Raw genomic sequence first — 20,474 nt, forward strand, 5'->3', positions numbered from 1 at the left:
GCGGGTTCCGTTGCGGTGCAGGAGAAGTCGGCGACGGACCAGGGGATGCCCGAGGCGGCGGCGGTGGCCGACATCGCCGCGCCCGTGCGGGTGTTCCGCGACAGCGCCATCGTCGCCTACCGCAATCTGCTGACCATTCTGCGGGTGCCGACCCTGCTGGTGACGGCCACGATCCAGCCGCTGATGTTCGTCTTCCTGTTCGCCTACATCTTCGGTGCCTCGCTGGGCGGCAATCAGTACCGGGAGTTCCTGCTGGCCGGCATCTTCACCCAGACCGTCGCCTTCAATGCCGCGTTCACCACGGTGGGCCTGGCCAACGACCTGCAGAAGGGCATCATCGACCGGATGCGGACGCTGCCGATGTCGCGGCTGGCGGTGCTGATGGGCCGCACCCTGTCGGATCTGGTGGTGAACATCCTGGCGCTGGCCGTGATGGTCGGCTGCGGTTACATCGTCGGCTGGCGCATCCACGGCGGCCTGGTCGACGCCGCGCTGGCCTTCGGCGTGATCCTGCTGTTCGCCTTCGCGATGTCGTGGGTGGGCGCGCTGACCGGGCTGCTGTCGCCGAGCGTGGAGGTGGCCCAGAGCGCGGGCCTGATCTGGCTGTTCCCGCTGACCTTCATTTCCTCGGCGTTCATCTCGAGCGAGACGCTGCCCGGACCGCTGCGCGCGGTCGCGGCCTGGAATCCGATCACGGCGGTCTCGGCGGCCGGGCGCAAGCTGTTCGACAACGGCGCGCCGCCGTCGTTCACCCCGGCGCGCGGCTGGCCCGCCGACCACTGCATCGAATACGCCGTGCTGTGTTCGCTGGCGATCCTGGCGGTGGCGGTGCCGCTGGCCCTGCTGCAGTACCGCAAGGTGGCCAGCCACTAGCCGAGAGGCCGTCGTCCGCTGTGGCTGCGGGCACGAAAGCCCCCTTCGTCGTAGACGAAGGGGGCTTCGGCGATCCGGGGGACCTACCGGCCGCGGCGGGTCTTGAGCAGGTCGAGACGCTCCTGCAGGAGTTCCTCGAGCTCCTCCTTGGAGCGGCGCTCCAGCAGCATGTCCCAGTGGGTGCGCGGGGGCTTGGTCTTCTTCGGCTCCTGTGTGGTGCCCTCGATCAGGATGCCCTCCTGGCCGTTGCGGCACAGCCAGGTCGGCGGGATCTCCGCATCGTCGGCGAAGGGAACTTCGAACTCCTCGCCGTTGTCGGTCCGGTACCGCGCCATCCGACGCGGCGCCAGGTCGTGGTCGCGGTCGGTCTCGTAGCTCACCGCTCCGAGCCGGCTGCCTCGGAGTACGCGATCTGCCATGGTGTGCGGTCCTCTCTAGCCTGTCGGCAACGCTCCAACACAAAGATGAACGCGCCTCGGCTTACTTCAGTTCCCGGCGACGGTCAACCCTGTCATTCTAGTAGTTTGCGCCGGGAGGCGTCGCCGCGGTCTCGGGTCGCCGCCGTTTCCGGGCCCGGCGACACTCGGACTATCCGCTGTACGACGGCCCGAGCGGCGGTCCGACTCGATCATGGGCGCATGACGAGGACACCCATCGGTCCCGCGGTGGTCGCCGCCGTCCTGGCGTCCGCGCTGGTGGGATCGGTGCCCGCCGTGGGTTCGGCGTCGACGGAGCATCCGTCCGGGGATATCGACATCGAACGCATGGTTCCCGGCGAGGGGACGTTCGAGCTGTCGATCTCCTACGAGTGCCGCGGGCTGAGGTATCCGTGGCTGCTCGGCTCCGTCGAGCCGCTCGGGTTCGAGAAGCTGGCGGGATGGGTGGCGAGCGTGCGCGTCGTCTGCGACGGCGAGCCGCACGAGGCGGAGTTCGTCATGACCCTCGATCCGTCCCGGATTCGCCGGTTCAGCCAGGCGAAGGGCGAGATCGGCGTGCAGCTGCTCGACGGGGACACCGTGATCGCGGAGGAGCGGCAAAACTACTGACCGAATACGGCTTCGGCGTGGCGTCGCCCGACACCCGGCGGGGTCGTTTGCGTTCGGTCCACGTGCGGTTAGGGTGTGCGGCGTGCTTTGTTCGCCCAGGTCAGGCCATAGTGCCCCGAATCGCCGTGTGTCCTGCCAATGGTGCGGACGGGAGATCGCCGAATCGGAGGTGGGGCGCCGCCGCCGGTACTGCCGGCAGTCGTGCCGTCAGCGGGCCTACGAGCACCGGAAGGGCTTGGAGGGCACCGGAATTCCGGAGGATTCGGTGGTGCTGAGCGCCCAGGAGGCCGCGGATCTGGCCGACCGCTGGTTCGCGGCCCGCTGCGCCGCCGAGGATGTCGCCACCGCCGTGTCCGAGGGCGCCGACGCGCGCGAACTGGCCGACCTCACGGCGACGCTGGTGGCCCTGACCAAGGACGCCGAGCGCCTGCGCTGAGATCGGCGGCGGCTGCCCGCCGGATGCGGCACTGTGCCCAGCCGCGGCCACCCGCACTGGGCAGTTGGACGAATTCCGTTCAACCCCAATAACTCCCGCCGACCGTGCCCTAGATTCCTGCGCACCACATCGCCCGTGGTGCCGTTCGATTCAGGAATACTCATGCATGCTCGCACAGTCCTCGCCCGTCTCCTCGTCGCGTTCGGGGCGCTGGGTCTCGGCCTCGCCGCCGCGGCCCCCGCCTCGGCCGCGGGAAATATCGACTTCGCTCCCAAGGTGGATTCGCCGTCCGGCGGACAGTTCCCGTCCTGGGGGCCGGGCCCGTCGCCGACCGGTATGGTCGGCGCCGATTTCACCGGTGACGGGATCGTCGACATCGTGGCCGCCGACTTCCAGGGTGCGGGGCCGATCATGATGGCGGGCAACGGCAATGGCACATTCCGGGCGGGCGCCCGCGTCGGCAGCGTGGGCAACGGGTTCGGTGCCGTCGCCGCCGGGGACCTGACCGGCGACGGCAAGCCGGACGTCGTCGCGCAGGCGTGGACGACGCTCGTGGTGTTCGTGAACAACGGCGACGGCACCTTTCGGGTGGGGTCCAGGTACGCGACGCTGGAGGGCGCGCAGCAGGAGGCCGAGGTCGTCGATGTGAACGGCGACGGCCGGGCCGATGTGCTGAGCCTGATTCCGAACGGCGTGCAGACCTGGTTCGGCGCCGGTGACGGCACGCTGCGCCCGGGGCCGTCGGCGACGCTCGCGGGCGTGGCGGCCGCGTTCACGACCGGTAGGTTCACCGGCGACGGCACCGTCGATCTCGCCGTCAACAACGATGTGCTGCAACAGGTCGAGGTGTTCTCCGGCACCGGCGACGGCGGCTTCACCCGGACGGGCGGCAGCACCAGCGGATTGATCACCGAGGACGTGCGCGCCGCCGACTTCGACGGCGACGGGATCGACGACGTGATCACCGCCGACTCGTTCTCCTTCAGCACCACCGTGTTGATCTCCGACGGCCGCGGCGGCTTCGCGAAGACCAACCGGGTGGGCCTGTCGGGCGCCGGGCCCACCAGTATCGCGGTCGCGGACTTCGACGGCGACGGCAACCGCGACGCCGCGATGTCGGCGGTGCTCAGCTCGACCATGGTGATCCTGCGGGGAGCGGGCGACGGCACCGTCGCCAAGGCGGGCGAGCACTCGGTCACCGCCCAGCCACAGACCCCCGTCCTGGCCGACTTCGACCGCGACGGCAAGGTCGATGTCGCGGTGGCGGGCAGCGCGAATGCGGTGTCGTTCTTGAAGAACCGGTCGTCCTGATCCGTGACCGCCATTTCTGTAACTTGTTCTAGTTCCGTGTGATAGCGTGGCCGCCCGGCAACCCGGCGTCGGCAGGGTCCGGGGCGTGTCGCGGAGCCGGAACGGAGAGTCTGATGGGGTTTGTCCAGCCCGATCTGCCCGTGGTCGATATGGAGCAGTGGAGCAGGGGAACGCGCAGCGAGCGGATCCGGCCGATGGCCCGGCACTGGGCCGAGGTCGGATTCGGTACGCCGGTGGTGCTGCATCTGTTCTACGTCGTGAAGATCTTCCTCTACATCCTCGGCGGCTGGCTGTGCGCGCTGGCCACGGAGGGCATCGACGGCTTCACCCGGGTGGGTTCCTGGTGGTCGGAGCCGATCGTGTTCGAGAAGGTCGTGCTGTTCACGATGCTGTTCGAGGTGGTCGGCCTCGGGTGCGGATTCGGCCCGCTGAACAATCGGTTCTTCCCGCCGCTGGGCTCGATCCTGTACTGGTTGCGGCCCAAGACGATTCGGCTGCCGCCCTGGCCGCGCCTCGTGCCCCTCACGAAGGGCGACGATCGCACGCCGGTGGACGTCGTGTTGTACGCGGCGCTGCTCGTGCTGCTGGTGTGGGCGCTGGTGTCGGACGGCACCGGCCCGATACCGGAGCTGGACACCGTCGTCGGCCTGCTGCCGGTGTGGCAGATCGCCGCGATACTCGCGGTGCTGGCGGTGCTCGGGCTGCGCGACAAAGTGATCTTCCTGGCCGCCCGCGGTGAGGTCTACGCGAGCCTGACGGTCGCCTTCCTGTTCTCCGGGGCCGATGTCCTCGTCGCCGCCAAGCTCGTCTTCGTCGTCATCTGGATGGGCGCGGCGACGTCGAAACTCAACCGGCACTTCCCCTTCGTGATCTCCACGATGATGTCCAACAGCCCGCTGGTCCGGCCGCGGTCGATCAAGCGCAGATTCTTCGAGAGCTTCCCCGACGACCTGCGGCCGGGCCGGTTGTCCCGGATCGTCGCGCACGCAAGCACATTCGTGGAGATGTGCGTGCCGCCGGTGCTGTTCTTCTCCGGCGGCGGCTGGCCGACGACCGTGGCGGCGGTCGTGATGGTGCTGTTCCACCTCGGGATCCTGACCGCGATCCCGATGGGCGTACCGCTGGAGTGGAACGTCTTCATGATCTTCGGCATGGCGTCGCTGTTCGTCGCGCACGCCGACCTCGGGCTCGGCGATGTGCAACACCCGGTGCCGGTGGCGCTGCTGTTCGTGGTCGTCGCGGGAATCGTGCTCGCGGGCAACGTGTTTCCGAACAAGATCTCCTTCCTGCCGGGGATGCGCTACTACGCCGGAAACTGGGACACCACGCTGTGGTGCGTCAAGCCGTCCGCGGCGGCGAAGATCGGCGAGGGCATCGTCGCGATCGCGAGCATGCCGCAGGCGCAGCTGGAGCGGTACTACGGCAAGGACCGCGCGCAGATCCCGCTCTATCTCGGATATGCCTTCCGCGCCATGAACACCCACGGCCGCGCGCTGTTCACCCTCGCGCACCGCGCCATGCCCGCGGGCCGCGAGGACGAGTACACCCTCACCGACGGCGAGCGCATCTGCAGCACCGCGATCGGCTGGAACTTCGGCGACGGCCATATGCACAACGAACAGCTCATCGCGGCCATGCAGCGGCGCTGCGGGTTCGAACCCGGCGAGGTGCGCGTGGTTCTGCTAGACGCGCAGCCGATCCATCGGCAGGAGCAGCGGTACCGCCTGGTCGACGCGGCCACCGGGGAATTCGAGCGGGGCGTGGTGCGGGTGGCGGATATGGTGAACCGGCAGCCCTGGGCCGACGATCTCCCGGTCCACGTCGCCGATCCGCGATGAGGCCGGTGCCCACACTTCGGGACGGCCGTACCGATCTGTTGTTCGAGGATCGATCGGCTGTTATGTTCGGACAGGTGTCCAATGAGGTGTCCCAACGGGTCGCGCGGAGTTGCCGCCGCATACCCCGGTGATCGTCGGCGTCGGCCAGGTCTCCGAGCGCATCGGCGAACCCGGGTATCGAGGAATGTCGGCCGCCGATCTGGCGGCCGCGGCGGTGCGGGCCGCGGTGGCCGATAGCGGCGGCGACGCCGAGGCCGTGATCGCCGCGCTCGACACGGTCGTCGCGATTCGCGCGTTCGACGATTCGAGCGCGTTCGCCCGTCCCGCGCTGGGCGCGCCGGACAATGTGGCGCGGGCCGTTGCCGGGCGGGTCGGCGCGCATCCGCGCCGGGCGGTCCTCGGGCCGACCGGCGGCCAGGGCCCGCAGCAGCTCGTCACCGAGCTGTGCGGGGCTATCGCCGACGAAAAGTGCGATGCCGCGGTGCTTTTCGGCGCGGAGGCGATCTCCACCGTCCGCGATCTGGCGGGCCGCCCGGCCGCCGACCGGCCCGATTTCGGCGAGCGTGTCGAGGGTTCGCTGGAGGACCGCGGGTACGGGATCGAGGGGATGACCCCGGCGCAGGCCGTCCTGCATCAGATGGTGGAGCCGCTGGTGTCGTACTCGGTGCTGGAGAACGCGCGCCGCGCTCGAGTGGGCGCCTCGCGGCCGGAGTACGCCCGGGCGATGGCCGCGCTGTTCAGCCGGTTCAGCGCGGTCGCCGCCCGCAACCCGCACGCGGCGGCGCCGGTGGCGCGCGATGCCGCGGAACTGATCGAGGAGAACGATCGCAATCGCCGGGTCACCGATGTCTACACGCGGCTGCTGATCGCCCGCGAACAGGTGAATCAGGGTGCCGCGGTTCTGATCATGTCGCTGGCGACCGCGCGGCGGCTCGGGGTGCCCGGCGAGCGCATGGTGTTCCTCGCGGGCCACGCCGACCTGACCGAGCGCGAACTGCTCGTGCGGCCCGACCTCAGCCGCAGCCCGGCGGCCGTCGCGGCGGTCCGGTCCGCGCTCGACATGGCCGGGGTTACCGTCGACCGCCTGTCGGCGATGGACCTGTACAGCTGCTTTCCGATCGCCGTCTTCAACATCTGCGACGGCCTGGGCCTGGACCCGGACGATCCGCGCGGGTTGACGGCCACCGGGGGCCTGCCGTACTTCGGCGGTCCAGGCAACAACTATTCGACCCACGCGATCGCGGAAATCGTTGCGCGAGTGCGTGATCGGCCGGGAAGCCACGGCATGGTGGTAGCCAACGGCGGGGTGCTCAGCAAGCATTCGGTCGGCATCTACACCACCACGCCCGCCACCTGGGAGCGGTCGCGCGCGTCGACGGTGCAGGCCGAGCTGGACGACGTGCCGGGGGTGCCGGTGGCGGTCCACGCCGACGGCTGGGGCACCGTCGAAAGCTTCGTCGTGCGGTTCGACCGCGACGGGTCCCGGGTCGGCATCGTGCTCGGCAGGCTCGACGACGGCCGCCGATTCCTCGCCAACACCCTCGAGCGCGACGGCGGCCTGATGGACGCGCTGACCGGGGACGGACAGCCGATCGGGGAGCGGGTGTTCGTCAGATCCACCGACGCGGGCAACCGTGTCACCGTCGATCGCGAGCGGATGGACGAGTTGCTGGGGCGCACGGTTCCCGCGTTCCGCGACGACTACTCCCATGCGCTCGTCACGCGGTCCGGTCATGTACTGGAGGTGACGATCGACCGGCCCGAGACCGGCAATGCGCTGAACGCCGCGGCGCAGCGCGAACTCGACGAGATCTTCACCGCCTTCCAGCACGACGACGATCTGTGGGTCGCCGTCCTGTGCGGTGCGGGGGAGGAGGCGTTCTGCGTCGGGCACGACCTCGGCGAGATGGCGTCGCCGATGCAGCTGCTGGGCCGGCCGCGCAGCGGATTCGGCGGACTGGTGGCCCGCGAGCTGACCAAGCCGGTGATCGCGGCGGTCAACGGCCGCGCCGACGGTGGCGGGCTCGAGCTCGTCCTCGCCTGCCACCTGGTCGTCGCCGACGACGCGGCGTCGTTCGCGTTGCCCGACACCGGAATCGGGCAGTCGCCCGGCCCCGGGGTGCTGATTCGACTGCCCCGCACCGTCGGTCGCGCCCTGGCGCACGACATGATCGTCACCGGACGCCGGATCGACGCGACCGAGGCCGTCGCCGCGGGCCTGGTGGCGCGCCTGGCCCCGACCGGCAAGGCGCTCGCCGCCGCGCGCGAGATGGCCGCCGACGTCGTCGCCCGCTCGCCCGTCGCCATCCGCGCGGCCCTGTCCTTCCTGGCCCGCACGGACCACGCCGCCGACCCCGAGGGCCCCATCGGCCGCCCCGCCGACCTCCTCGACGACCTCATTCCCCACCGCGACCCGGTGGAAGGACTGACCGCCCTCCGCGAGGGGCGAAAACCACAGTGGCACACCAGATTCCAGTGAGTCGACGTGACGACGGACCTTGCCCGTCCGTCGCGATCGCAGGACATACTCGTCCGGCGGGCCTCGCCTTCGTGAAATCCGGCGTCACCGACTGCGACAGTCGGAGGCTCGACTGAGCCCGCCGCCCGGCTGCGCCGCAGCACGTGTGCTTCCACCAGCGACTTCCTGTGCGCCGCACTCACGTCGGTGTGATCCGGTCAGCGCGTGGGCGCGGTGTCGCCGAGCGGTGGGGTCGGCACGCGAAAGACCGTGGGGCCGGGGAGTTCCGTGGCGCGGCGGGCTCGCTGGACGATTAGCGCGGCGGCGGCGAGGGTGATGGCGGCGAGGGCTGCTGCTGTCAGGGCTGTCGTACCGTCCGGGCGGAGCAGTGGTTGTGCCCGCAACGCCTGGCGCAGTAGCAGGGCGAGCATTCCGGCGTACCCGACGGCCAGGACACCGATCAGGCGGGCGCGGACGCGCTCGGTCAGCCACGGGTGGCGGTGCGCGAGCCAGGCCAGGGCGACGGCGGCGGCCAGCAGCACCTGGATGCCGTGCAGCCCGGCGAAATGCGGGACCCGCAGGTCACCGCCCGCGGTGCTCCAGTGCGTGATCGGCATCGTGTCCACGCCGTCGCGGACCGGCGGCGTCGATTGCATGACGGTGTGCCCGGCCGACAGCGGCAGCGAACGCCCGTCGGTATCGCGGACGGTCTGCTCTCCGGTGAAACCCATCAGATAGCCGAGCGCCATCCCCGCCACGGCGAGGGCCAGTCCGGCGTGGATGGCGCGGGAGGTCGGCCGATCCAGCAGTCGCTGCCACGAAAGGATCAGCACGATCAGCAGATTCGCGAAGAACAGCCCGGGCACGCCGGAGGCGAACACCATCTGCCCGATCTCGTTCACCCGATCGGTGCTGTCGGCGTTGAAATGGCTGAAGGTGCCGCGGGCCGCCTGCACGACGACGAATCCGACATCGACGAACCCGGTGACCGCGAAGACGGTGCCCAGCCACCACGTGATCCGGGAACCCTTGTGCGGCAACGACAGCAGCCACGCCAGCGTCCCGGCATACAGCAGGAACGCCAGGCCGAACTTGAACGGCTTGAGCCAGACCGATTCGCCCAGCAGCTGCCGCTGGTCGACAACCATGGCGCCCAGCGAGAACAGGACCAGGGCACCCATCGCGGCGCTGCAGGCCAGCAGCGGGCGGTGCAGGCGCCGGAGGGTGGCGGAGGGAACAGCGGTGGTGGTCATGGGCCCGACGCTAGGAGCGGCGGACCGGCCCACACGTCCCCCGTTGGTGCTGATCGCACCCGATACTCCGGTATCAGACGGCGGGGGATTCCGGCCGAAAGTGGAGGCGCTGCCGTGGCTCGGAACCTGCCGGGGAGGGCCTGGGCGTGCACTTTCGACCCCGAATGACCGGCCGGTGACCGACCGCGCGGGCGGGCCGACCGGCGTGCACGCCCAAGCCCACCCCGGCAGCTTCCTGCCGGACCTCAGTCCTGCATCGGCCCCACATCGATACCGCGGGCCGCGAGCCACGGAATCGGGTCCATCTTTTCGCCGTTGTCGTGCGCCCACACCTCGTAGTGCAGGTGCGGCCCGGTGGAGAAGCCGCGATCGCCGACCGTGGCGATGATGTCGCCGGCGCGCACGTGCTGGCCGACCGTGACGAGAATGTCGTTGACGTGCCCGTAGACGCCGACGGTGCCGTCGTCCTGCTGCACCCGGACCCACATTCCGAAGCCGGACGCGGGCCCGGCCTCGATGATCGTGCCGTCGGTGACCGAGGCGATCGGGCTGCCGAGCGGCTCGGCGAAGTCGATACCGGCGTGCAGCGCACCCCAGCGCATGCCGAACAGCGAGCTGAGCACGCCGGCGACCGGCCGCACCGCGGGCGGGCGGATCTCCATGGCGGCCTTGTTCATCGGCATCGGCGGCAGGTCGGGAACCTCGTGGGCGGCCACCGCGGTCATCGTGTGCGGTTCGTCGGCGGCGGGTGGTGCGGGAGGCAGGGTGTGCTGCAGGGCGGCGAGGCCGGGGGCGTCGCTGTCGCCGTGGCGGTCGGCGGCGGACAGCGCGCCCACCGAGGCGCCGACGACCGCGGTGATCGCCACGGCCTGGGCGGCGGCCCGCCGGGCGCGGCGCGAAGGTAACGGAACGATCACGGGCATGGCTGCGAACCTACGACAGATCCCGTGTGGTTCCGCAATCGTGTTGTGACCATCACAGCGCGGCAAAGTACCAGTTGAGCGATTACGGCCGGATAACGACACGCAGGTAAAACGCTGCCGACCGGGAGCGATTTCGGCGGCTCGAGCCTTGACCGGCGTGTCGGTGAACGGGCAGTCTGTTTTAGTGGCCACTAATGGAGTCAGAGCCCTGGTTGCCCTGGCGGATCCGACTCGACGAGCGATTTTCGAGGCGCTGCCGCAGGCGCCGCGGGCGGTCGGGGAGTTGGCGGCCGCGGTCGGGGTGAGTAGCTCGGCGGTATCGCAGCATCTGCGCGTGCTCCGCGAGGCACGGCTGGTGATGGTGCGCCCGCACGGCAACCGCCGGCTCTACGCGTTGGATCCGCGCGGCCTGGCCGACGCCCGCGACTACCTGGAGCAGTTCTGGCCCAGTGCCCTGGCGGCGTACGCGGCGGCCATCTCCGAGGCAGGGTCCGCGCACGTCTGAGCGCGACGGACCTTCGGCGCTGAAGATGCTGAAGATTCAGCCGACGCGGCGGTAGGCGGCCTGGCGGCGCTGGTCGACGTTCGCGCCCGGCCACGGCCGCTTGTGCAACTGCTTGTCGATGGCGTCGACCACCTCGGCGACGCTGATCTCGAGCAGTCCCGGATCGGGGGTGTCCGCGTGGCGATCGCCGGTGCGCCCGGCCCACAGCACCACGTGGCGGCCGAGCAGATGCGGTGGCGGCCCGGTGTGGTCGGGGGAGGTGGGCCCGAAGAGCAGGACCGTCCGCGTGCCGAAGGCGGTGGCCAGGTGCGCGACGCCGGTATCGCCGCACACCACGAGCGCCGCCTCGGCGACGGTGGCGGACAGTTCGACGAGGTTCTGCTGACCGGCGAGCACGTGCCGATGCGGCAACCCGGCGCGCGCGGCGATGTTCAGCGCGATCTCGCGTTCGAATTCGTCACCGGTCAGCACCACCTCGCGGCCCTGGACGAGCAGGTGGCGCACCACGGCGGCGAAGCGTTCCGGCGGCCAGCGCCGGGCGGGCGAGCCCGCGCCGATGTGGACGACGACGCAGTCGCGGTGGCTGGTGGTGGACACCGGCGGCACCAGGCCGAGATTGCGGCGGTCGGCGGCGATGCCGTCGGATTCCAGCAGGTGGCACCAGCGGTCGACGTCGTGCATGTCCTGTTGCCAGTCCGGCCCGTCGAGGTCGGGGAAGGCGTGGTTGCGGTAGGTGAGAATCCGGTCCGGATTGGTCTTGCTCAGCTCCACGATGCCCTCGGCCCCGGCGCCGTGCAGGTTGACCGCCAGCGCGGGCGGCTCCCCGTCGTAGCGCAGGCTCTCCGGATCCGGAGTCGGCACCATCTCGTCGACCGAGGCGATCATGTCCACGATCGGTTTCAGCCGGTGCGGGGCGGCCAGCGCGATGTGGTCATGGGGCCTGGCCCGGCGCAGCGCACGAAGTGCCGGGACTGCGGTGAGGAGATCACCCAGCCCACGTGCGCGCAGCACGAGTACAACCGCCACCCTCTTCTCCTAGCCATCCACCATGCGACCCACGACAACCCGACCCACTGCGCCCCCGCACCTGGACGGCACGGCATGGACTGAGAGAGCCACTTGGAGAGGACTACCCGGGGTCTCCGGAACCGAAACTCGTAATCGCAGCGATATCCGTCGCATCCGATCGGCCACCGGGATAGCCTCCAGATGCGACTGCGACAAGACCCCTCAGGAGGGTTTCCCATGGCGTCTCGACTCAATCCTTATATCGGTTTTGCGGATAACGCCCGTGCGGCGCTCGAGTTCTATCGGGAGGTCTTCGGCGGCACCCTGACCCTGTCCACCTTCGGCGAGTTCGGTGACGAGCAGGCGCCGGGTGCGGACCTGATCATGCACGGGCTGCTGGAGACTCCGGACGGCTTCACCCTGATGGCCGCCGATACGCCGCCCGGCATGGAATACCAGCCGGGCAGCGCAATTTCGATCAGCCTCAGCGGCGACGACGCGGAGCAACTGCGCGGCTGGTGGGACGGGCTGAGCGCGGGCGGCGCCGTGGCCGTGCCGCTGGAGAAGCAGATGTGGGGCGACGAGTTCGGGATGTGCTCGGACCGGTTCGGCGTCGCCTGGATGGTGAATATCGCGGCTCCGTCGGAGTAGCCGCGCGGATTTCTACTACCGAATGTCGTACACGGCCGGGTCGATCAACTACTCTCTGTAGTCATGACATTCGTCTACAACCTGGTGATCGCGGCGCACGTGCTCGGCCTCGCCGCGGTCATCGGCGGCTACGCATCCGGTCGGCCGCGGGTGAACGAGGTGATGGTCTGGGGTGCCCGGGCGCAGATCATCACCGGGGTGGTGCTGGTCGGCATGGCCGAGAGTATCGACTCCCTCGACAAGAACCTGGTCATGGCGAAGGTGATCGTGAAGCTGGTGATCGCGGTCGCGGTGGCCGGATTCGCTGAGGTCGCGCACGCGGATGCCAAGCGGGGCAAGGCCGTTGCGTGGATGTCGGATGCCGCGGGCGGGCTGGCGATCGTCAATGTGCTGGTCGCCGTGCTGTGGACGTGAGCCCGAGGGATCAGCGGCGCGAGAACGCGGCGTGCAGCGGCCGCCGCGGATCCAGGTCGACGCCGTTGCGGCGCGCGGAACTCTGGGCGAGCGCCGCGATGATCGACGCCAGGTAGCCGACGAACTCCTCGATCGGCATCGGACGCTCGTGTAGCCGGTGCGCGCCGATCCACCAGTCCGTCGCGGAGGCGACCGCGCCGAAGGTGGAGAAGACGATCAGCTCGGTGCCGTCGATATCGATCTCGCGATCCTCGGAGTCGGATACGGACCCGCCGACCGCCTCGGCGAGCAGGAGGGCGGCCCGCCGCGCGGACTGCCGCGCGGACTGCAGGGCGCGGTCGGAGTCGTCGGACCGCTGGGTGAAATGGCCGTGCATCAGGAACCGGAACACGTTGGGGTGCTCGCTCACCACCAGGGCGTACTCGGTCGCCGCGCGGCGGACCAGTTCGGCCGCCGGATCGTGGGTGAGGTCGATGCTGGATGTGATGCGCTCCCACAGGATCTCGGCCATCCGGTCGGTGACGGCGTCGTAGAGATCGATCTTGTCGGCGAAGTGCCGGTAGAGCTTGGGCTTGGCGGCGCCGGCGGTCTTGGCGATATCGCCCATGCTCACCTCGGGGCCGTGCTCGTCGAGGGCGCGCAGCGCGGCGTCGACGAACTGGGCGCGGACACGGCGCCGATGGTCGCGCCAGCGTTCGCTGCGGGCGTCGACCCGGGGGCCGTTCGCGGTGTGCATCTGCCTGCTGCCTGCTACCACTTCGGTGATGCTACAAGCCGGATTCGGGGCCGCGTCGCAAATGCCGGGCACGGCAACGATTTCCGGGGCGGTCGACGCCGGGGTGGCCGGTGTGGTGATCGCGGATGTGCAGCGTTGACATCGGGTGAGACGGCGCTCACACTCGTCAATATACTCGGAACCGGCGGTACTGGATACCCGCCGGTTCGTGGTGCTCGGCGAAAGTTCGTGAGGGACAACGATGTCCGGCGGTGGCTACGATTCTCCTCCCGTTCCCGCGATGCCACGGGCGCCGGCGCGGCGCTGGTTCGGTGCGCGGAGAGCCGTGCCCTGCGGGTTCGCGGGTCCGGCCGCCGAGCTGGATCGTTTTCCGCGGCATCGAATTTCGCCGCACGCGCGGTGGCTGTGGTGGCGGTTGGACCAGACGCAGCGGCGTGACCTGGGCCGCCGAGAGCTGGTGCGGCTGCTGAACGCGGGCATGTGCGCGCAGTCGGTGCTGTCGATGCTGCGCGCCGCCGAATCGGCGGCGGGCGGCCGCGGCGAGGACCTGACCGGGCTGACCGTGGTGCTGCTCGAGGGTTCCGACCACAATTCGACGATGTTCGTGCGCCTCGTCGCGGCGACCGGTCTGGTGCCGTACCGGCCGCCGCTGCGGGTGCGGCTGATCGCGCGGGCGGCGCCGTGGCTCCCGGCCGCGCCGGTCGATCACGGGCTGGCCGGACTGATCGATCAGCTGACGGCACAGCTGGCGGGCGCGCTCGCCGACGATCCGGGACGGCAGACGCAGGTCCGTCGCGCGGCGCGGCTGCGCCTCCTGACCGGTGTGCTGCATCTGGAGCGCACCCGCGAGGACCTGATCGTCGCCGTGGGATCGCGTGCGCCGCTATCGCTCCCGCTGCGCCGGTGGGCGCTGGCGGCGGCGCTCGCCGCGGCGCACGCGGTGGTGATCCACCCCGAGGTCTACCGCGCGCCCGAAGTCGGCACGGCCCTCGCCCTGGCGGACGGCGCCCACCGCAGCGAGTGCGGCCCGGTCGTCCGATGCGGCCGAACGGCATGGCGCCGCGTACGCGGCCGCCCCGCCCGCGTCCACGAACTACGCGCCGATCCCGTCCTACCCCCTGCAGGCACCGACCGGGACGGGCCGGGCCGCCGCGGCGCATGCTGAGACGGCGTGTCCCCGGCCTGTGTCGCGCACGTTTGTTCCCCGCCCGCGCCGCGTACACCATTTCCCCACTCTCACGGCCCCTGGGCCGTGAGAGTGGGGAGGTTGCGATGCCGTCGGAATGCTCAGTGGAGTGGTAGCTCGACCTCGCGCTCGTCGGCGGGGCGGGGGCCGAAGATGCGGCGCTCGGTCTCGGCGATTCGGGTGTCGTTGATGCTGGCCTCGCGGCGGCGCATCAGGCCGGAGTCGTCGAACTCCCACAGTTCGTTGCCGTAGCTGCGCCACCACTGTCCGTCGGCGTCGTGCCACTCGTACTGGAAGCGCACGGCCATGCGGTGGCCGCGGAATCCCCACAGCTCCTTGCGCAGGGCGTAGTCGAGTTCGCGGTCCCACTTGCGGGTGAGGAAGGCGACGATTTCGTCTCGGCCGGTGACGAATTCGCCACGGTTGCGCCACACCGAATCGGGCGTGTACGCGAGCGCGACGCGCTGCGGATCCCGGGTGTTCCAGGCGTCCTCGGCCAACTGAACCTTCTCGCGGGCGGCGGTCTCGTCGGTGAACGGCGGCAGGGGCGGTCGGGTCACGGGGAGGTCCTTCCGGTCGGAGTTCTCGATGCTGTCGACGAAGTTCGAACGGCCTTCACAGTGCCGAAGGTGCCGCGCCACCCGCCGTGTCCTTTCGGACATGAAGCCCACACATACGGACACGTCGGGTTGCTAGTGTCACGGCATGAACAGACAGGTGGCCGTGCTGGCGTTCGAGGGCGTGCGCCTGCTGGACACCACGGCGGTGCTGGAGGTGTTCAGCACCGCGAACACGCTGGGCGGGCGATACGAGGTCACGCTGTGCTCGCCGACCGGGGCGCCGGTGACCACCGCATCGGGCACCCGACTGCTGGTGGACACCTCGTATGCCGCACTGGCGCGGCCGCATACGGTGATCGTGCCGGGCGGCCCCGGGCTACCTCTCGCACCCGCACCGCCCGAACTCGTCGCGGCGATCGACGGCCTGGCGGACCCCGCGCGGCGGGTGGCGTCGGTGTGCACGGGCGCGTTCGCCTTGGCGCAGGCCGGACTGCTGACGGGCCGCCGCGCGACCACCCATTGGCGGCACGCCGGGCGCCTGGCCCGGGCCTATCCCGCGGTCACCGTCGAGCCGGACGCCATCTACGTCCGCGACGGCGCCGTGCTGACCTCGGCCGGGGTGAGCGCCGGGCTGGATCTGGCGCTGGCGCTGGTGGAGGAGGACGAGGGCGCGAGCCTCGCCCGCGAGGTGGCCCGCGACCTGGTGGTGTTCCTGCAGCGTCCCGGCGGCCAATCGCAGTTCTCGGTGGCCTCGCGCACCCTGCGCCCGCGCCGCGACGGCCTGCGGACGGTCCTCGACGCGGTACTGGCCGATCCGGCGGGCGACCATTCCCCGACCGCCATGGCCGCGCGCGCCGCCGTCAGCACCCGGCACCTGACCCGCCTGTTCCGTGACGAATTGGCCACCACCCCTGCGGCTTTCGTCGAGTCGGCGCGCCTGGAGGCGGCTCAGGCCATGCTCGAATCCGGCGAATCGGTGACCGCCGCGGCCCGCCGCTCGGGCCTGGGCAGCGACGAATCCCTGCGCCGCGCCTTCCTCCGCCACCTCGGCATCACCCCGTCGGCCTACCGATCTCGTTTCCGCACCACGGCTCGATGATCGCGAGGTGAGACCTCAGCGCAGGGCGTAGCGGGCGGCCAGGGCGGGGATGGCGGCGATCTTGTCCGGGGGCAGCGACTCCCACTGCAGGCCCGGCGGGCGGTGCGGTTCGTCGCAGCGGATCACCGACTCCGGGGTGACGATCAGTTCGACCCGGCAGTCGTGCTCGGCCTCGGGCAGTTCGTCGTCGACGACCTGGAGGCCGTGCACGGTGGTGGCGATGGTGGTGTGCTCGTCGATCAGCCCGACCTCCTGCAGCAGGGCGATCTCGATATCGGAGTATCCGGCGCCCTTGCCGAGCCGGACGCCGCGGCGGTTCACCGCGACACTGCCGAGCACGATCAAGTCGATCGGCAGCATCTCGTCGACCTCCACATTGCGGGCCACCCGCACGGCGGTGTCCTTGCGTGCGGCCTCGGCGGCCGGGACCGGCAGGTGCACCGGATCGAGCAGATAGAACGGCTTCGGCGCGGCGAGCCGCGGGCAGGCCATGTAGATCAGCTTGCCCGCGCCCAGTGCCAGACGCCGCACCGGTAGCTGTGCGGTATCGGGCACGGTGGTGACGACCCGCGCGGCCCGCCATTCGGGTACACCGGCGAGCCGGTCGGCGGCGGCCGCGGCGCCGACGAATTCGGGAATGTTGCAGGGCGCGTCGTCCGGCACCGCGTGCTCGTCCGCCAGCAACGACCAGATGCGTTCCCGCACCGCCTGTTTCGCCTGATCGACACTCACTGCGCCACTCCTCGTCTGGTTGCCGTCGACACCGGTGCCCCCGCGCCGGTCCGCTGATCGATCGGACGAGCCGCAGCGGAGCGAGGTGCTCAGCCCGCGCGCCGTGCGGGATGCAGGCGGGACAGGGCCATGCGGGCCTCGGCGCGGGAGATGAGCTGGTCGTCGTCGAGTTCGGCGATGGCGGACTCGAGCCATTCGCGCACCAGCGTGGACAGGCCGATCCCGCGCTCGGCGGCGAGCTGTTTGAGTCGGGTGTGCAGGCGCAGCGGCAGTCGGATCGAGCTGGTGATCATGATGTCCTCGTCCGGCTGCAGCGGCGGCGGTACCTGCTCCGGGGGCACCGGGCCGTCGCTGAATGTCAGCCGGTCCAGGAATGCCGTCACCTCCTGCGGGGTGGACGGTATCTCCTTGTCGCTCATCGCCGGTTCTCCTGTTCCCACTGTTCGAACACCGTCAGCTCGTCGCCGCGCATCTCACGGGCGCCGATGATCAGCCACGTCCAGCTGTCCTGCCGGCGGGCGGCGACGATGAGCGGCCGCCCGGCGTCGGTGCGCGCCCACAGGGTGAGCACGGCGACGTTGCCGTCGTCGGCCAGCCGCGGCCACCGCCGCCTGCTCGCGAGGATCTGCCGAACCTCGGAGGTCTCGATGCCGATCAGGTGAGCGAGCGCCCAATCCGGCCACTCGAAACCCATGCACTCATACTACGCGCGTAGTAACTGCTGCTGGCAGCGTTTTGCGAGCAGTACCGGACGGCCGGTTGCCCGGGGATGCACCCGAGCCCGCTGCCCGGCCGCGCACCGATCGACGCGGCCGGGCCCGGGGGTCATCCCTCGAACAACTGCTGTCCGACGTATCCGCCCGGCCCGGAGGCGCCGGGCGGGATCGCGAACACCGCGGATCCGACCGGCGTCGTCCAGGTGTTGAGCGCGTCGAACTCCGCCAGCCGCGCCTGCACGGGGAGGAACTGGGTGTCGACGTCGCGCTGGTAGGCGGCGAACAGCAGCCCCGAATTCGAGGTGGCGCCCGGTGCGGGGGCGTCGTCGTAGTTGTATCCGCGCCGCAGGAACCGTTCGCCGTCGGTGGTGTGGTGGGCGCGGGCGATATGCGACGACGGCGGGATGACCGGTATGCCGTGGCGGTCGACGGCCGCGAAATCCGGGTCGTCGAATTCGCGGGTGCCGGTCAGCGGCGCGCCGGTGGCGATGCGCCGCCCCACCGTGAGCTCCCGGCCGTCGGCGTCGAGTTCGTCCCAGGTGTCGAGGTTCATCTCGATCCGGCGCAGCACCAGCGAGGTGCCGCCCGCCAGCCAGGGCCGGGTGCCGCCGTCGTCCCAGACCAACCGGTCGAACTCGCCCGGTTCGATGTTCACGGTGCCGTCGACCTGACCCATCAGGTTGCGCATCGTCTGCCCGCGGGCCGCATTGCGGAAGCCGCGCTGTACCCATCGCACCGACACCAGCGAGGTCACGCTCTTGCACAGTGCCCGCACCGCGTGCGACACCGCCGTCGCCTCGTCCGCGCAGACCTGCAGCAGCAGATCCGCGTCCCCGTATGCGGGGTCGAGACGGTCGATCGGAAAGGCGGGCAGCGGCCGCAGCCAGTCCGGGCGTGCCGATTCCACTCCGGCGACGGTGAACAGTCGCGGCCCGAATCCGACGGTGACGGTGAGCCGCGCGGGCCGGGCCGCCAGTTCGGGTTCGGTGTCGGCGAGCGCGGCCCGGCCCTGGGTGAGCCGGGCGGCGTCGCCGGACCAGAGCTTCAGCACACCGGCGATATCGTCGCGGCCGGTGCCGGGCTTCAGGTCCAGTCCGACGAACGTCGCGTGCTGCTGCGGTGCGGTGGCGATGCCGCCCTGATGGCTCCCGTAGAACGGCTCGATCGCCTGTGCCGGATCGGGATCGTGTCCGGGATGCGCGAATCTGTCCGCGCCCCAGGCGATTCCGGCGGCACCGGCGACCCCGGCCGCGGCGGCGCCCCCGCCGAGCAGGCGCCGGCGGGACAGCCGCGGCTCAGCCACCGTGTGCGGCGGGGGACTCGCCGGCGGGAGCGTAGTTCTCCTTGTTACCGGGGAAGTCGCGCACCTGGGCGTTGAAGGTGGTGCTGGAGCCGTCGGCGAACTTCAGCGTGATCGGGACCTCGGAGCCGGTGCGCAGCGGGGCCTTCAGATCCATGAACATCAGGTGGTCGGCACCCGGCTGCAGCGTCGCGCTGCCGTGCGCCGGGACGGGCATGCCTCCGGCCTTGGGGCGCATGGTCTTCGAGCCGTTGGCGTCGACGGTCTCGTGGATCTCCATCCGGCCCGAGGCGGGGCTGGTGGCGTCGACGATGCGGACCTCGCGGTCCGACGAGTTGTCGAATTCGGCGAAGGCGGCAGACATGCCGTGATCGGCCGCCTTGATCCACTGGTCGGCGACCTCGACCGCATCGGCCTGGGTGGCCGCCGCCGTATCGCCGCCCGAGGAGCACCCGGTGAGCACGACCGGGACGGCGAGAACCGCGGCGGCCAGGCCTGCCAGGCGGACGGGAGTGAACGTGGACATGGGGGACTCCGTTTCTCAGAGATGGGGGACACCACCGTTGGGATCCGCCGCGGCGAACAATGCGCACGAGACAGTCGCGACGACCCACGGCGCGAACCGACGCCCAAGGTTGAATGCGCACGGCCTCAGCGCGCCGGTCTCGGTACGCCCATGCGCCCGCTTTCGACCGTGACGTCGCGCCGATCGACGGCGCGCAGCCTCTGCCGATCGACGGCAGGGGACCGGTCACCGGGCCCGACGCGTCCCGGGCGGGTTTACGCGATTGCGAGATCCGCCGAACGGTGGAGGAAGAAGGAGAAGTCGCGATGCCATGGTGGCCCGCGCCGCCCGATCCCGGAACTGACCAGCAGCCGCCGTGGCGTCGCGACCTGACCGCGGCGGGGAATCAGAGGCGACCCGGACGGCGCGGGCACGGTCCGTACGAGCGCGACGACGGCGCGCCGCACGCTCGACAGGACGCGCCCGAGCGCGACCTCGGCGCCGCGAACGAGCAAGGCGCCCACCGGAATCGCCACCAGGTGCGCGGTGAGCATCGCCGAGCTGAACATCGCCGCGTGGCAGTGCTCCGGCGACATCGACAGCGCCGCATGCCCGATCGCCTGGCCCGCCGCCAGCATCAGCATCAGCCGCGGCAGCCCCGTGCCGACCGCGGCGACGAGGACTCCGGTGAGCGTGCACGCGGTGACGAGCAGGGTGAGGGCGGTGGATCCGAGCGTGATCGCGCCACCGCCGAGCGCATGTGCGGCAATGCTCACGGCCCCCGACGCCGCGCCGACGGAAGCACCGCGCAAACGCGCCGCAGGATCCGCCGATGACCGCACCCGGACATCGTACGGTTCACGCAGATCCACATCGATGCCCAGGTCGGGTGGCGCCCGCCACAGCCGGATCGAGGAAATTGCG

23 protein-coding genes are annotated in these 20,474 nt (G+C 70.6%); 11 read left to right on the top strand and 12 right to left on the bottom strand.

The genetic code is table 11. The features are described from left to right. The first annotated feature begins 45 nt into the window (after positions 1–45). Positions 46–873 (top strand): ABC transporter permease, encoded by an 828-nt coding sequence (locus NM1_RS16200; RefSeq protein WP_174556880.1) that lies wholly within the window; start codon positions 46–48, stop codon positions 871–873. A gap of 83 nt (positions 874–956) precedes the next feature. Here the strand turns inward: NM1_RS16200 and NM1_RS16205 are convergent, their stop codons facing one another. Then, complete coding sequence (locus NM1_RS16205) at positions 957–1,292, bottom strand: RNA polymerase-binding protein RbpA (protein ID WP_068020343.1); 336 nt, start codon at positions 1,290–1,292, stop codon at positions 957–959. Positions 1,293–1,511: 219 nt separating this feature from the next. On the opposite strand from NM1_RS16205, the gene NM1_RS16210 reads away from it, so the two are divergent. The 5 genes from NM1_RS16210 (at position 1,512) to NM1_RS16230 (ending at position 7,983) form a co-directional block, all read left to right on the top strand. Next, the gene (locus NM1_RS16210; protein WP_068020345.1) at positions 1,512–1,919 is read left to right on the top strand and encodes a hypothetical protein; all 408 of its coding nucleotides are present in this window, start codon (positions 1,512–1,514) and stop codon (positions 1,917–1,919) included. Positions 1,920–2,046: 127 nt separating this feature from the next. Continuing rightward, positions 2,047–2,355, top strand: a complete 309-nt coding sequence (locus NM1_RS16215; RefSeq protein ID WP_068020347.1) for a hypothetical protein — start codon at positions 2,047–2,049, stop codon at positions 2,353–2,355. A 162-nt stretch (positions 2,356–2,517) separates the two neighbouring features. Then, a complete protein-coding gene (locus NM1_RS16220) occupies positions 2,518–3,666 on the top strand; it encodes an FG-GAP repeat domain-containing protein (RefSeq protein ID WP_068020349.1) in 1,149 nt (382 codons plus the stop codon). A 113-nt stretch (positions 3,667–3,779) separates the two neighbouring features. Further along, positions 3,780–5,504 carry a DUF3556 domain-containing protein gene (locus NM1_RS16225; RefSeq protein WP_068020351.1) on the top strand — a complete coding sequence of 575 codons (1,725 nt, stop codon included), beginning with the start codon at positions 3,780–3,782 and terminating at the stop codon, positions 5,502–5,504. Between the two features lie 109 nt (positions 5,505–5,613). After that, positions 5,614–7,983, top strand: coding sequence for an acetyl-CoA acetyltransferase (locus NM1_RS16230; RefSeq protein ID WP_068020353.1), 2,370 nt, complete (start codon positions 5,614–5,616; stop codon positions 7,981–7,983). A 197-nt stretch (positions 7,984–8,180) separates the two neighbouring features. Here the strand turns inward: NM1_RS16230 and NM1_RS16235 are convergent, their stop codons facing one another. Together NM1_RS16235 and NM1_RS16240 are read right to left on the bottom strand one after the other, a co-directional pair. Continuing rightward, on the bottom strand, positions 8,181–9,215 hold the full coding sequence (locus tag NM1_RS16235; RefSeq protein WP_068020355.1) for a hypothetical protein: 1,035 nt from the start codon (positions 9,213–9,215) through the stop codon (positions 8,181–8,183). A gap of 245 nt (positions 9,216–9,460) precedes the next feature. Next, entirely contained in the window at positions 9,461–10,138 is a 678-nt protein-coding gene (locus NM1_RS16240) for a M23 family metallopeptidase (RefSeq protein ID WP_068020356.1), read from the bottom strand. A gap of 184 nt (positions 10,139–10,322) precedes the next feature. Between NM1_RS16240 and NM1_RS16245 the strand changes: the two genes are divergently transcribed. Then, on the top strand, positions 10,323–10,643 hold the full coding sequence (locus tag NM1_RS16245) for an ArsR/SmtB family transcription factor (protein ID WP_068020357.1): 321 nt from the start codon (positions 10,323–10,325) through the stop codon (positions 10,641–10,643). A gap of 36 nt (positions 10,644–10,679) precedes the next feature. Here NM1_RS16245 and NM1_RS16250 read toward each other — a convergent pair whose 3' ends face one another. After that, positions 10,680–11,669 carry a glycosyltransferase family 9 protein gene (locus tag NM1_RS16250; protein ID WP_068020359.1) on the bottom strand — a complete coding sequence of 330 codons (990 nt, stop codon included), beginning with the start codon at positions 11,667–11,669 and terminating at the stop codon, positions 10,680–10,682. 219 nt (positions 11,670–11,888) lie between these two features. Between NM1_RS16250 and NM1_RS16255 the strand changes: the two genes are divergently transcribed. Together NM1_RS16255 and NM1_RS16260 are read left to right on the top strand one after the other, a co-directional pair. Continuing rightward, positions 11,889–12,302, top strand: coding sequence for a VOC family protein (locus tag NM1_RS16255; protein WP_068020361.1), 414 nt, complete (start codon positions 11,889–11,891; stop codon positions 12,300–12,302). 63 nt (positions 12,303–12,365) lie between these two features. Next, complete coding sequence (locus NM1_RS16260; RefSeq protein ID WP_068020363.1) at positions 12,366–12,716, top strand: hypothetical protein; 351 nt, start codon at positions 12,366–12,368, stop codon at positions 12,714–12,716. Positions 12,717–12,726: 10 nt separating this feature from the next. Here NM1_RS16260 and NM1_RS16265 read toward each other — a convergent pair whose 3' ends face one another. Further along, on the bottom strand, positions 12,727–13,473 hold the full coding sequence (locus tag NM1_RS16265; protein ID WP_246011316.1) for a TetR/AcrR family transcriptional regulator: 747 nt from the start codon (positions 13,471–13,473) through the stop codon (positions 12,727–12,729). A gap of 259 nt (positions 13,474–13,732) precedes the next feature. Here NM1_RS16265 and NM1_RS16270 point away from each other — a divergent pair, with 259 nt between their 5' ends. Continuing rightward, positions 13,733–14,617: a diiron oxygenase gene (locus NM1_RS16270; protein ID WP_147288978.1), complete on the top strand. Its 885-nt coding sequence runs from the start codon at positions 13,733–13,735 to the stop codon at positions 14,615–14,617. A 122-nt stretch (positions 14,618–14,739) separates the two neighbouring features. Here NM1_RS16270 and NM1_RS16275 read toward each other — a convergent pair whose 3' ends face one another. Next, complete coding sequence (locus tag NM1_RS16275) at positions 14,740–15,198, bottom strand: nuclear transport factor 2 family protein (RefSeq protein ID WP_068020462.1); 459 nt, start codon at positions 15,196–15,198, stop codon at positions 14,740–14,742. Between the two features lie 145 nt (positions 15,199–15,343). On the opposite strand from NM1_RS16275, the gene NM1_RS16280 reads away from it, so the two are divergent. Further along, the gene (locus NM1_RS16280; protein WP_068020370.1) at positions 15,344–16,297 is read left to right on the top strand and encodes a GlxA family transcriptional regulator; all 954 of its coding nucleotides are present in this window, start codon (positions 15,344–15,346) and stop codon (positions 16,295–16,297) included. Between the two features lie 15 nt (positions 16,298–16,312). On the opposite strand, the gene NM1_RS16285 is transcribed toward NM1_RS16280, so the two are convergent. The 6 genes from NM1_RS16285 to NM1_RS16310 form a co-directional block, all read right to left on the bottom strand. Beyond that, a complete protein-coding gene (locus NM1_RS16285; RefSeq protein ID WP_068020372.1) occupies positions 16,313–17,029 on the bottom strand; it encodes a 5-formyltetrahydrofolate cyclo-ligase in 717 nt (238 codons plus the stop codon). Between the two features lie 89 nt (positions 17,030–17,118). Continuing rightward, complete coding sequence (locus tag NM1_RS16290; RefSeq protein WP_068020377.1) at positions 17,119–17,448, bottom strand: YlcI/YnfO family protein; 330 nt, start codon at positions 17,446–17,448, stop codon at positions 17,119–17,121. Beyond that, entirely contained in the window at positions 17,445–17,723 is a 279-nt protein-coding gene (locus tag NM1_RS16295) for a hypothetical protein (RefSeq protein WP_068020379.1), read from the bottom strand. The genes NM1_RS16290 and NM1_RS16295 overlap by 4 nt, the downstream gene beginning before the upstream one ends. A gap of 131 nt (positions 17,724–17,854) precedes the next feature. Then, positions 17,855–19,048, bottom strand: a complete 1,194-nt coding sequence (locus NM1_RS16300; protein ID WP_068020381.1) for a Dyp-type peroxidase — start codon at positions 19,046–19,048, stop codon at positions 17,855–17,857. Beyond that, positions 19,041–19,571 carry a copper chaperone PCu(A)C gene (locus tag NM1_RS16305; RefSeq protein WP_068020382.1) on the bottom strand — a complete coding sequence of 177 codons (531 nt, stop codon included), beginning with the start codon at positions 19,569–19,571 and terminating at the stop codon, positions 19,041–19,043. The genes NM1_RS16300 and NM1_RS16305 overlap by 8 nt, the downstream gene beginning before the upstream one ends. A gap of 254 nt (positions 19,572–19,825) precedes the next feature. Then, positions 19,826–20,392 carry a hypothetical protein gene (locus NM1_RS16310; RefSeq protein ID WP_246011317.1) on the bottom strand — a complete coding sequence of 189 codons (567 nt, stop codon included), beginning with the start codon at positions 20,390–20,392 and terminating at the stop codon, positions 19,826–19,828. Positions 20,393–20,474: the final 82 nt, after the last annotated feature.

It is taken from the genome of Nocardia mexicana NBRC 108244, from assembly GCF_001613165.1.
Taxonomy (GTDB): Bacteria; Actinomycetota; Actinomycetes; order Mycobacteriales; family Mycobacteriaceae; genus Nocardia; species Nocardia mexicana.